General features: G+C 67.4%; 10 protein-coding genes. 3 read left to right on the top strand and 7 right to left on the bottom strand.

Annotation, left to right across the window (positions count from 1 at the left end):
* Position 1 precedes the first annotated feature (1 nt).
* Both ACF3NP_RS01345 and ACF3NP_RS01340 read right to left on the bottom strand, forming a co-directional pair.
* Positions 2–670 (bottom strand): hypothetical protein, encoded by a 669-nt coding sequence (locus tag ACF3NP_RS01345; protein WP_181888887.1) that lies wholly within the window; start codon positions 668–670, stop codon positions 2–4.
* An 88-nt stretch (positions 671–758) separates the two neighbouring features.
* Positions 759–2597 carry an AMP-dependent synthetase/ligase gene (locus ACF3NP_RS01340; protein ID WP_392398850.1) on the bottom strand — a complete coding sequence of 613 codons (1839 nt, stop codon included), beginning with the start codon at positions 2595–2597 and terminating at the stop codon, positions 759–761.
* Between the two features lie 53 nt (positions 2598–2650).
* On the opposite strand from ACF3NP_RS01340, the gene malQ reads away from it, so the two are divergent.
* Positions 2651–4795 carry a 4-alpha-glucanotransferase gene (gene malQ, locus ACF3NP_RS01335; protein ID WP_181888889.1) on the top strand — a complete coding sequence of 715 codons (2145 nt, stop codon included), beginning with the start codon at positions 2651–2653 and terminating at the stop codon, positions 4793–4795.
* On the opposite strand, the gene ACF3NP_RS01330 is transcribed toward malQ, so the two are convergent.
* The 4 genes from ACF3NP_RS01330 to ACF3NP_RS01315 all read right to left on the bottom strand — a co-directional run bounded on the left by ACF3NP_RS01330 (position 4792) and on the right by ACF3NP_RS01315 (position 8366).
* On the bottom strand, positions 4792–4932 hold the full coding sequence (locus tag ACF3NP_RS01330; RefSeq protein WP_181888890.1) for a hypothetical protein: 141 nt from the start codon (positions 4930–4932) through the stop codon (positions 4792–4794). The two genes, malQ and ACF3NP_RS01330, sit on opposite strands and share 4 nt — an antisense overlap.
* 24 nt (positions 4933–4956) lie before the next feature.
* Entirely contained in the window at positions 4957–5094 is a 138-nt protein-coding gene (locus ACF3NP_RS01325) for a hypothetical protein (RefSeq protein ID WP_392398849.1), read from the bottom strand.
* A 26-nt stretch (positions 5095–5120) separates the two neighbouring features.
* The gene (locus tag ACF3NP_RS01320) at positions 5121–6347 is read right to left on the bottom strand and encodes a chymotrypsin family serine protease (protein ID WP_181888892.1); all 1227 of its coding nucleotides are present in this window, start codon (positions 6345–6347) and stop codon (positions 5121–5123) included.
* 63 nt (positions 6348–6410) lie between these two features.
* Entirely contained in the window at positions 6411–8366 is a 1956-nt protein-coding gene (locus ACF3NP_RS01315; RefSeq protein WP_181888893.1) for a M3 family metallopeptidase, read from the bottom strand.
* Positions 8367–8398: 32 nt separating this feature from the next.
* Between ACF3NP_RS01315 and ACF3NP_RS01310 the strand changes: the two genes are divergently transcribed.
* Positions 8399–9172, top strand: a complete 774-nt coding sequence (locus ACF3NP_RS01310; RefSeq protein WP_181888894.1) for a carboxylesterase family protein — start codon at positions 8399–8401, stop codon at positions 9170–9172.
* Here the strand turns inward: ACF3NP_RS01310 and ACF3NP_RS01305 are convergent.
* Complete coding sequence (locus ACF3NP_RS01305; RefSeq protein WP_181888895.1) at positions 9169–9765, bottom strand: hypothetical protein; 597 nt, start codon at positions 9763–9765, stop codon at positions 9169–9171. The two genes, ACF3NP_RS01310 and ACF3NP_RS01305, sit on opposite strands and share 4 nt — an antisense overlap.
* Positions 9766–9837: 72 nt before the next feature.
* Between ACF3NP_RS01305 and ACF3NP_RS01300 the strand changes: the two genes are divergently transcribed.
* Positions 9838–11739: an ABC transporter ATP-binding protein gene (locus tag ACF3NP_RS01300; RefSeq protein ID WP_181888896.1), complete on the top strand. Its 1902-nt coding sequence runs from the start codon at positions 9838–9840 to the stop codon at positions 11737–11739.

Below are 11739 nucleotides of genomic sequence, written 5' to 3'. Positions count from 1 at the left end.
GCTAGGCGCCGCGGCGGGAGCGCTTCGCGGCGACCTTGGCCACGATCCGGTCGATGCGGGCGCGCTCCTCCAAAAACTCCGGCGGGTTGGACCCGCGCATGGTGCGCACGAACGCCGGGTGGTCCACGCAGACGGTTTCCACCCAGCCCATCACGGCCTTCTCGACGATTTCGCCGACGCGCGCGTACATCTGCGGCAGCGACACCACGCCGAGCTCCCGGGCGACCATGTCGGTCTGCTCCAGGCAATACGACACGATCTCGCCGAGGTGCTGCACCACCAGGTCGGTGCGGCCGGTCAGCGCGTCCTGCATGGTCTGCACCGAGAACGGTGCTTGGAGGGGGAAGAGGTCGTTCAGGCCGGAGGCGTCGAGAAGCTCGGGCTCCGGAATGCGCTCCTCCGGTTTCGCGCCAGCGGACAGGTGGCCGGCGGCGCGGCCGGAGGTCAGCGCCTGGCGCAGGCCGATCAGCTCAGCGACGACGCGGCGGGCGTCCTGGCGGGCGTCGTCGACGATCTCGACGAACTCGGCGAGACAGTCCTCAGTGAGCTCCCCGTCGTAGTCCGCGATCGCCTCGGCGAGGTGCTCGGTGTACTCCGCCACCTCGTCGCCGATGTTGTAAATCTCCTGCGTGAGCTCGCGGTGACGCAGCACGGCGGCAGTCTTGTGCATCGCGAGCCCTCCTTGGAAACGCCTGTGGGAAGTGACAAATTGGCATGCTATGCCACAGCCACGCGCGTTAAAGGAAGGCGCGCCGGACTTAGCGCTGATACAGCTTGTCGATGTCCTCCTGGAACCGCTGGAACACCACGTTGCGCTTGACCTTCATCGTCGGGGTCATCTCGTCGTGCTGCTCGGACAGGTCGCGGTCCAGGATGCGGAACTTCTTGATCGCCTCGGCGCGCGAGACGGTGGCGTTGGCCAGGTTCACCGCGTCCTGGACCTCCGCGCGCAGCGCCGGGTCCTGGGCGAGCTCGGCAACTTTCTTGTTCGCCGGGATGTTGTGGTTGGCCTTCCAGCGCTTCAGTTCTTCTTCGTCCAACGTGACCAGCACGCCGACGAAGGGTTTGCCGTCGCCGACCACCAGCGCGTTGGAGATCAGCGGGTCCTGGCGGATGATCTCCTCCATCGGCCCCGGCGAGATGTTCTTGCCGCCCGCGGTGACGATCAGGTCCTTCTTGCGGCCGGTGATGGAGACGTAGCCGTCGTCGTCCACCTCGCCGAGGTCGCCGGTGTTGAACCAGCCGTCCGTGAGCGCCTCCTCGGTGGCGGCCGGGTTGCGCCAGTACTTCTCAAACACGCCGGGGCCTTTGAACTCGATCTCGCCGTCGTCGTTGATGCGCACCGAGTAGCCGTTGACCGGCCGGCCCACGGTGCCGATCGTGTTGGCATGCGCGTTGTTCACGCATGCCGCCGCGCACGTCTCGGTCAGGCCGTAGCCCTCGTAGATGGGCACGCCCATGCCGCGGAAGAAGTGCGACAAATCCGCGCTCATTGCGGACCCACCGGTGATGCCGTACCAGACGGAGCCGCCCATGGCCTCCTTGATCTTGCCGTAGACGACCTTGTCGTAGACCGCGCGCTTCGCCTTCTGCACCCGCGACGGGCCCTCAGGGGTGTCCAGCGCCTTCGAGTACTCAATCGCGGCCTTTTCAGCCTCGAGGAACATGCGCTTGCCGATGGCGGAGCCGTCCGCGGCCTTGTTGTAGGCGCCCTCGCGCACCTTCTCAAACACGCGCGGCACGCCCACGACCAGGTTCGGGCGCACGCGCTGCAGCTCCACCATCATCGTCGACGTGTCGGACCAGTGCGACTGGGTTGCGCCCGAGATCGTCCACGCCAGCGACACCGCGCGCGCCAGCACGTGTGCCAGCGGCAAAAACGTCACCATGCGCTGGCCGGGGAAAGACACCGAGCCGATCTCGTTTTCCAGCAGCGCCCAGCACTGGTACGCCCAGTTGCCGTGGGAAATCTCCACGCCCTTCGGCCGGCCGGTGGTGCCGGAGGTGTAGACGATGGAGCCGAGGGTTTCGTGGCGGATGGCGGCGACGCGTTCGTCGATAAGCGATTGCTCGACGTCGCGCCCCTCAAATTTCAGCGTCTCCACACCCGCGGCGTTGAACTCGTAGATGCGCTCGAGCTTTGATGGGGAGTCCGCGAACTTCGGCTTGCCTGTCTCGTCCAGCAGAAATGGGCTCATCAGCTGGGTGTGGTCGCGCGTTTCGGTGAACGCGATCTTTGCGCCGGAGTCCTCCAAAATCCACTGGATCTGGTGCATCGAACTCGACGGGTAGATCGGCACCGAGGCGGCGCCGGCGGCCCAGATGGCGAAGTCCACCAGCGACCACTCGTAGCGCGTCGACGACAAGATGGCCACGCGGTCCCCTGGCTCAACGCCCGCAGCGATCAGGCCTTTCGCGACCTCGTAGACCTCCTCCAAGAATTCCGCCGCCGTGACCGAGACCCACTCGTAGTTGCGCGGCCGGTAGTACAGCACCAGGTGGGGGCTCTGCTCGCAGGTGCGAATCAGCCGGCTGAGGCACGTGTCCGTGTCTGTGAGCGTGAATCCAAGTTCCGTGGTGTGCGCGTTTGAAGGCATGGTGCCCAACACTACCCCAGCGTGCTTGCCCCAGCTTTGGCACAATGCGGGGCGTGACCAACGTTGCACTGCTTCACGCCCTCGCCGAGTCCTATGGATTCGGCACGTCCTACCGCGCCTCGAACGGGCTGGTCACCGAGCCGCCCGCCGAGTCGTTTATCAAGCTGCTGCGGGCCTTGGGGCTTTCGCTTAACGACGACCCGTCGGACGAAGAGCTCCAATTCCACCTCGATGCCCGCCGCGAATTTTGGGCGACCAGGCCCATGCCGCCGTGCGTGGTGGCCACCGAGGGCGCCGAGAAACACTTCAACGTCCACGTCCACGACGGGCACTTCGCGCACTGCTGGATCCGGCTGGAGGACGGCTCCTCGCGCGACGCCTACCAGGACGAGAACTGGGCCCCGCCGTTCACCGCTGCCGACGGCGTGGTCTGGGGCGAGGCCACGTTCCACGTGCCGGGAGACCTGCCCGTCGGCTACCACGAGCTGCACTTAGAATCCGACAACTTGGACGAGGTCTGCCCGCTGATCGTGGTGCCGGCGTCCTTGTCCACCAACGCCGAGGTGGTGCGCGACCCGGTGTGGGGCGTGATGGCGCAGTTGTACTCGGTGCGCTCGCTGGACTCCTGGGGCATCGGCGACTTCCACGACCTCGGCGCGATCGCCGAAGCGGTGGCCGCGGAAGGCGCGGACTACCTGCTGATCAACCCGGTGCACGCCGCCGAACCCGTCCCGCCGATCGAGGACTCGCCGTACCTGCCCACCTCCCGCCGGTTTGTCAACCCGATCTACATCGCGGTGGAGCAGGTGCCGGAGTATGGGCTGTTGGACGAGGGGGACCGGGAGGACGTCGAGAAGCTTGCTGCGGAGTTGAAGGCGATGAACCACACCGCAGACCCCTTGGAGCGCGACCGGATTTTCGCCGCGAAGCTGGCGGCGCTGCGCACGCTGTTTTACCTTTCGGCGGCGGACGAGGCGCGCACGCGGGACTTCGAGCTGTTCTGCGAGGTTGAGGGCGAGGGGCTGCGCCAGTTCGCCGAGTGGTGCGCGGCGCAGGCAAGCGAGTCGGAACACCACGGCGCGCCGAAGCACGCGGGCGAGGACCCGCAGGAGCTGGTGCGGTTCTACATGTGGCTGCAGTTCATCGCCGACGAGCAGCGCCGCGTGGCGCAGGAGCGGGCGCTCGCGGCCGGGATGCGGCTGGGCATCATGACCGACCTGGCGGTGGGCATCCACCCCGGCGGGGCAGACGCGGCGACGTTGCACGAGGTGCTGGTGCCCGACGCCTCGGTGGGCGCACCGCCGGACCAGTACTCGCAGCAGGGCCAGGACTGGTCGCAGCCGCCGTGGAACCCGCAGCAGCTGGCGGAGGCTGGCTACGGGCCGTGGCGCGATTTGCTTCGCACGGTGCTGCGGCACTCGGGTGGAATCAGGGTGGACCACGTTTTGGGCCTGTTCCGCCTGTTCTGGCTGCCGCGCATGGACCCCCCGGCGCACGGCGCGTACATGAACTACGACTTCGAAGCCATGGTCGGCGTGCTAGTGCTGGAGGCGCAGCGCGCCGGCGCCGTGGTGGTCGGCGAAGACCTGGGCACGTTCGAGCCGTGGGTCCAGGACGTGCTTCGCGACAAGGGCATCCTCGGCACCTCCGTTTTGTGGTTCGAGTCCGTGCCGCCGGAGGCACCGCGCCCGTCGCAGCAGTACCGCAACCTCGCGCTGACCGCGGTGGGCACCCACGACCTGCCGCCCACCGCCGGGTATTTGGAGGGCGCGCACAACGCGCTGCGCCACAAGCTCGGGCTGGTGAAGGAGTCGCTGGAGGAGCTCAACGCCACGGACGCGGTGTGGATCTCGCAGGTGCTCGCCGCCGCGCAGGCGGAGGGGGCGTTCGACAACTCCACGCTCGCTGACGTGGACTTTCTCGACCGGGACTTGGGCGAGTACGACGACGTGGACGCCCTCGTCGAGGGGCTGACGCGGTTTATCGCCTCCACCCCGTCCGCGATGACGTGCACGAACCTGGTGGACATGGTGGGCGACACCCGCATTCAAAACCAGCCGGGCACCAACCGCGAGATGTATTCCAACTGGTGCATTCCGCTTTGCGACGCCTCCGGTACCCCCGTCCTCATCGAAGACCTCCCCGACGTCGCGCTGTTCACGCGCATCGCCGAAGCCAGCGCACGAAGCGAGCGCTAGAGCGCGCTGACGATCGCGGCGACGACGACGAGCGCGATGAGTACCCACATCACCTGGGTCACCCGCGACTGCGGGTACTTGCGCTGCGGCTTGGGCAGCTTCTGGTCCTGCTTTCGCAGCTCTTCCGGGTTGGCCATGGTGTGTAAGCCTAGCGCCGCGGGCTAGCGGCGGGAAACCAGGCGCGCGGTGGCCCGGGCGATGCCGTCGACAAGGCGCAGCAGCGCGTAGCCGGCCGCGGCGCACACCGGCGCGGCCGCGGCGAGGATCGCGGGGACCTGCAGCCAGGGGCTCAGGCCCATCACCCAGCCGAGCAGCGCGCTGCTCATCAGATCAGGCCCATCGCGTAGCCGATCGCCGGCACCAGCACCGCCACGGTGGCCACGACGCCGAGGGTGATCAGCAGCGCCTTGGCGATGTTGTTGTCGCGGGTCTCCTCCGCGGCGTCCTCGCTGCTTTGCTCCTGAGCCTCAGGCGTGACGACGGGCGCCTCGCTCGGCACACTCGACGGCGTCGCCGCGCCGACCGGGATCGGCTGCTGCAGCGTGGGGGCCGGGATCACCACGGTCTTTTTCGTCGGCCCAGAGATGTGGATGGTGTTGCCGGACACCGACGTCACGGCCGGCGCCGGCTCGCGGGGAGTCTGCGGCGACGCCCCTGGCGCCTCAGAGGCAGGCGCGGGCTCGCGCGTGACCTCCGCAACGGGGTTCACCACGGTGCTGCGCACCGACGTCGGCACCGCCGGCGTCGACGTCTTCTTGCTCGGCGAGGCCGGCTTTGCCGACACGCCGTAGTGGGAGCGGAGGAACGTGTCGATGGCGGAGTCGTCGTAAAGCGCGCCGCTTTGAAGCGAACTGGCGCGCTCGAAGCCCACGACCTCCTCGCCGCGCTCGTCCACAAGCGCGTTCGCCCCGGACATCACGCCGACGAGCCCGCGGCCCGGCGCGTAGACCGGCCCGCCGGAGTCGCCGTAGTCCGGCATGCCGGGGGCGTCGAAGTAGATGGTTTTCTCGATCATGCCCACGAACGGCCCACAGGTGGCGCGGTTTGTGCCGCCGTGCGAGGCGTAGCCGTGGTAGCACAGCGTCTCGCCGGGCTCGATGTCTTCGATGGGCACGTACTCGCCGCCGAAGGGGTTGGCCTCCACCTCGACGCCGTTGAACCAGTAGATCACCGCCCAGTCGTTGGCGTTGGAGGCGCCGTAGTAGGCGGCGGCCGGGTAGATCATGCCGGCAGGGGTGGTCATTTCGCGGCCCTTGCTGTCGGCGAGGTAGACCAGCGAGCCGGTTTGCCACCCGTAGTTGCCGTTGTCGGCGCAGTGTCCGGCGGTGTAGCTGCGGCGCTGCTTCGAGTCGTTGTAGCCGATGGTGCAGGCGGTGAGGTTGTCGTTGCCGAGGTTGTCCACGAACATGCGGGCACCTTGCTTGACGACGAGCCGCTCCGCCGCCGGCGCTTCCACTCCACCGACGAGACCAGAAGCTGCCAGCGCGGACGCCGCGGCGAGCGCAGCGACGCGTGCGCCCACGCGGGGGCGTCGCACTGTACCGTTCGCCATGCAGCTTTCCTTGTCTTGTCTTTTAACGGTTTCCCCGGAACTGTACAGCACGAACCCGCGGAATTACACGTCGGAGCCGGCGAGCCCGCGGCGCTGAAGCAGCGGGCGGGTGTCCTTGTCGCGGCCGCGGAAGGCGCGGTAGGCCTCGGCGTAGTCGCGCGAGGAGCCCTTGGACAGGATCGCCTCGCGGAACTTCGCGCCGGTCTCACGGTTGATGCCCTCCTCGGCAACGAGCTGGTAGCCGTCCGCGTCGAGTGCCTCGGCCCACAGGTAGGAGTAGTAGCCCGCGGAGTAGCCGCCGGCGAAGATGTGGTTGAACCAGGTGGAGCGGTAGCGCGGCTCCAGCCCTTCGACGTTCAGGCCGTACTCGCGCAGGACGTTGTCTTCGAAGGCGTCGATGTCCGACGGGATGTCGCCCGCAAGCGAGTGCCACGCAAGGTCGATCGCGCTGGCTGCGAGGTATTCGGCGGTGGTGAAGCCCTGGCCGAACTGGCGGGAGGCCTCCATCGCCTCTAACAGCGGTGCCGGGATGACCTCGCCGGTGTCCACGTGGCGGGCGTAGTTGCGGGCGATCTCGGGGGCAAACGCGTAGTTCTCGTTGATCTGGGAGGGGAACTCCACCCAGTCGCGCGGGACGTTGGTGCCGGAGTGCGACGGGTAGCGCACGTCCGAGAGCAGGCCGTGCAGGGCGTGGCCGAACTCGTGGAACAGGGTGGTCACCTCGTCGATGGTGAGCAGGTTGGAGCTGATCGACATGACGTTGACCACCACCGGCTTCGTGCCGGCGAGGTGGGACTGGTCCACAAACGAGCTCATCCAGGCGCCGCCGCGCTTCGACGGGCGGGCGTTGTAGTCCGTGAGCAGCAGCCCGATGCCGGTGCCGTCTTCCTCTTTGACCTCCCACACGTCCACGTCCTCGCGGTAGCCGGCCAAATCCTCGCGCTTCTCCACCGTGATGCCGTAGAGCAGGTTCGCGGCGTAGAAGACGCCGTCGGTGAGCACCTGCTCGAGCGGGAAGTATTTGCGCAGCTCCGCTTCGTCGATGCCGAGTTCCTCCTCGCGGCGCTTGGCCTGCCAGTACGGCCAGTCCGCCCCGCCAAGCTCCTCGCCGGCCAGTTCCCCGGCGAGTTTGCGCTCGGCCTCGGCGTTCGCGGCGGCCGCCGGCGCCAGGTCCGCGATGAGCTGGCGCGCTGCCGCGGCGGTGCCGGCGGTCTCCTCAGCGATGACGTAGTCGGCGTGTGTGTCAAAGCCGAGCAGCTTCGCGCGCTCCTGGCGCAGTGTCACCGACTCCAGCACGATGTCCGGGTTGGTGTCGCGGCCGCGGGCACGGGAGGCGTCGAAAAGCTTGTGGCGCGAGGAAGATTCCTCGAGCTCCGACTGCAGCGCCTGGGTGGTGGGCAGCTCAATCGGCACGACGTAGTGGCCGCCGTCCTCGTACGCGGCGAGCTGGTCGTCCGAAAGCCCGGCGAGCTCCTCGCGCGAAAACTCCACCGCGAGCTTCTTCGTGTCAGCGAGCAGGTTGCGGCCGAAGCGCTCCGACAACTCAGACAAACGCTGGTTGATCTCCTGCAGGCGCGACTTCCCGGCGGCGTTAAGGTCCGCGCCGCGGCGGGTGAAGCGGCGCAGCAGCTCGCTGTGAAGCCTCTGCGACTCCGCGTCCGCCGGCACCTCGACGCCCTTGATGCGCTGGTAGAGCGCGTCGTTCTGGTAAATCGAGTCCACGTGCGCGGACAGCTTCGGCACGATGCGGTCTGCCACCGCGTCGAACTCGTCGGTGGCGTCGGTGCCCTGCAGGTTGAAAAACCACGACATCACCCGGTCCAGGTCCTGCCCGGCCAGCTCGAAGGCTTCGACGGTGTTGGCCCACGTCGGCGCGTCAGCGGTGGTGATCTCGGCGATTTCCGCGGCGTGGCGCTTCAGCGCCTCTTCGAACGCGGGCTCCACGTGTTCCAGCCGGATCGCGGCGAAGTCCGGCAGGTTGTACGGCAGGGTCGAGGGGGTCAGAAGCGGGTTTGTCATGGCGGTCAGTGTATGCGGATACGATCTGCCGCATGGGCGAAACGGAGATCACATGCGCGGCCGGCACCATCGTGGGCGAGGTGCGCGGGGGCGCGAGGCTTTTCGACGCCATCCCGTTCCTGGAAATTGCGCACCCCTTCGACGACCCGGTGGCCGTAAAGCAGGGATTGCTTATCGACGCCACCACGCCGCACCCCAACGCCCTCTCCATCAGTGCCCCGCTTTGCGCTCGCTCGGGCACGGATTGCCCGGTGGTGGTGTGGCTGTCAGCGCCGGCCGAGCTCGGCGACGAATTCGTTCACGTGCACGTGCCCCACCGCGACGGCTTCGAAGGGTTTCTCCCCTTTGCCGCCGACGCCATCGGGCACTTCCGCGGCGTCGCCGACGTTCAACTCGCGCTGCGCTGGATCCAGCGCAACATCGAGGCCTTCGGCGGTGATCCCACCAACGTCACCGTCGTCGGCGCCGGCGAGGAGGCGGCCGTGGCGCTGTGGCTGTGCCGCCGCGATCACTACGCCGGCGAGTTCCGCCGCGTCTGGGCCGCGGACCCGGTGTTCCCGCGCGCGCCGTACGAGAAGCGCAAGTGGATCGTGCGTTACCTGCTGTCCGCGCCGCTGACGCGCGCCAAGCTCAACGAGTTGGCGGAGAATCGGCCTGGCAGGGTGGGGCGGAGCTACCGTCGATACGCAAAGTTCTTCGGACCTATGGGCCCGCAGCCCCACGACGCCTCCGAGCTCGCAGAGCTCGCGGTAGTGCGAGTGGAAGACGCGCTGGACCCCGGCGCGATCGCGGAATCTGCCCGCTAGTTGTTCAGGTTGCCTTTGAAGGTGACGTTGCCGATGGTGAACTCCGCGTCCCACAGGTTGCCGGTGGACACGTCGAAGGGGAACTTCGCGTTCACGGTCGCGCCCGGGCCCAGCGGGCGGTCCAGGCCCACGATGTCCACGCCGGCCTCCTCCGCGATGGGCATGAACTTCGCATCCTTCATGTCCGGGTTGGAGGTGGAGTTGACGTTGTAGCGCAGCTTCGGCTCGAGCGCGTCCGCAGGCAGCGGCGCGTCCGACTCGTTGGTGATCGCCACCACCACGACCGAGCCGCCGTTCGGCGCGTACGAGGAGCCCTGCCACTTGTAGGACAGCTCCATCGCCGGGTCCTTCACGCGTTCGCCGGTGGTTTCGTCGCTGACCAGCGGCTCCGCCTCGTTGACCTCGAAGGGCTTGCGCTGCACACCGATGCGGTCGTCGGCCTGGCCCTGCGGGGCGTCCTCGGCGGCGGTGACCTGGGTGGAGCTGATGGTGTCCTCCCCCATCTCGGCGTCCGCGCAGGCAGAAAGCGCCAAGGCGGCTGCCAGGGCGGTGGCGGCCAGGGCGGCCTTGGGGCGGCGGGTGCAGTGGGACATGTGCGCCTCTTCTTTTGTCGCGGTGGGAAGCTTTGCTGCACCACTTTACAGCCCTAGTAGGGTGTCGAAATTATGCAGTCTTTGATGCGCGTTGTCCGCAGCGCTTCCGCCCTCTGGCCTTTCTATATCGCGGTTGTGGCGGTGTCGACGCTGGTGGCTGGTTTAGGGTTGGTCACCCCGTTTCTGCTGCGGGAGGCGACTGACACGATCGTGGCCAAACTTGGCGACGCCTCCCTGCCCGACCCCACCCAAACCGTCATCTGGCTCGCCGTGGCGCTGTTCGCCGCCGAGGCCATGGCTTCGGTGCTGCGCAACGTCTCCGGCTACTTGGGCGACGTGATGGTCGCGCGGATCCGCCAGATCCTGTCCACGCGGTATTTTGCCAAGCTGCTGGCATTGCCGCAGCGCTACTACGACAACCAGGTCACCGGCACCATCATCGCCCGGCTGGACCGCTCAATCGCCAACGTCACGCAGTTCATCCAATCCTTCACCAACAACTTCCTGCCCATGCTGATGCAGGTGGTGGCGATTTTGGGCATCACCGCCTACTACTACTGGCCGCTGACGGTGCTGCTGGCGCTGCTGTTCCCGCTCTACACCTGGCTCACCGCGTTGACGTCGAAGCGCTGGCAGGTCTTTGAAAAGGAGAAAAACGCCAACATCGACGAAGGCAACGGCCGCTTCGCCGAGGTCGTGGGACAAGTGAAGGTGACCAAGTCCTACGGCGCCGAGGTGCGCGAGCTGGAGAAGTTCGGCCGCCACTACACCAACACCGTGGACATCACCCGCCCCCAGTCGCGCTGGTGGCACTCCATGGACACGCTGCGCGGCGTGGCCATGAACCTGATCTTTTTGGGGATCTACCTCATCTTGTTCACCCGCACCCTGAACGGGCACTTCACGGTCGGCGAGATGGTCATGCTCATCCAGATGGTCACCATGGCCCGCCAGCCGGTGACGATGATGAGCTGGATCGTGGATTCCGCGCAGCGCGCCATCGCCGGCTCGCGCGACTACTTCAATGTGATGGACGAGCCGGTCGAGCCGACGGCGAACCGGCAGCTCGTCGAGGCGACGAAGGCGTCGGGCATGCCGGAGGTCGTCGCAAAGCAGCAGGCTCCTTTGCAGGTGCGCGAGCCGGTGATCGCGTTCGAGGACGTCACCTTCGAGTATTTGGAGGGCGAGCCTGTGCTTCACGACGTCAACTTCGCCGCCCACGAAGGCGAAACCATCGCCCTTGTCGGCGAATCCGGCGGCGGCAAATCCACGATCGTGAACCTGCTGTTGGGCCTCTACCCCATCACCCGCGGCCGGCTGCGCGTGTGCGGCGAGGAGATCTCGGAGCTGGACGTGGAGAAGCTGCGCGCCACCACCGGCGTGGTGTTCCAGGAGGCGGCGCTGTTCTCCGGGTCCGTGTTTGAGAACATCGCCTACGGCAAGCCCGACGCGACGCTGGAAGAAGTCGTGGAGGTGGCGAAGCGGGCGAACGCGCACGAGTTCATCATGAAGTTCGCCGACGGCTACGACACCGTCATCGGCGAGCGCGGCCTGCGCCTTTCCGGCGGGCAGCGCCAGCGCGTGGCCGTGGCGCGCGCGATGCTCAAGGACGCGCCGATCCTGATCCTGGATGAGGCCACCTCCGCCCTGGACACCAAGGCCGAGCGCGCCGTGCAGGCCGGCCTGGACCAGCTGATGGAGGGCCGCACCACCATCATGATCGCGCACCGGTTGTCCACCATCGCGGGTGTGGACACAATCATCACACTTCGCGACGGCCACGTCGACGAGATCGGCTCACCTGCCGAGCTTGCCGTTTCCGGCGGCATCTACTCCGAGCTGTTGCGCCTGACCGCGTCGTCCTCCGCCGCGGACCGGGAGCGGCTCAAGGCGTTCGGGTTCCACGTCGACGGCGCCGACGACGAGGATGAGGAAAACGACGCGGACAACGCGGGCGGCGCGCTCACCCCCTAG

Source organism: Corynebacterium lehmanniae, assembly GCF_043161975.1.
Taxonomy (GTDB): Bacteria; Actinomycetota; Actinomycetes; order Mycobacteriales; family Mycobacteriaceae; genus Corynebacterium; species Corynebacterium lehmanniae.
Note: the sequence above shows the minus strand (reverse complement) of the source record. Positions and strands in the feature narration are given on the sequence as shown.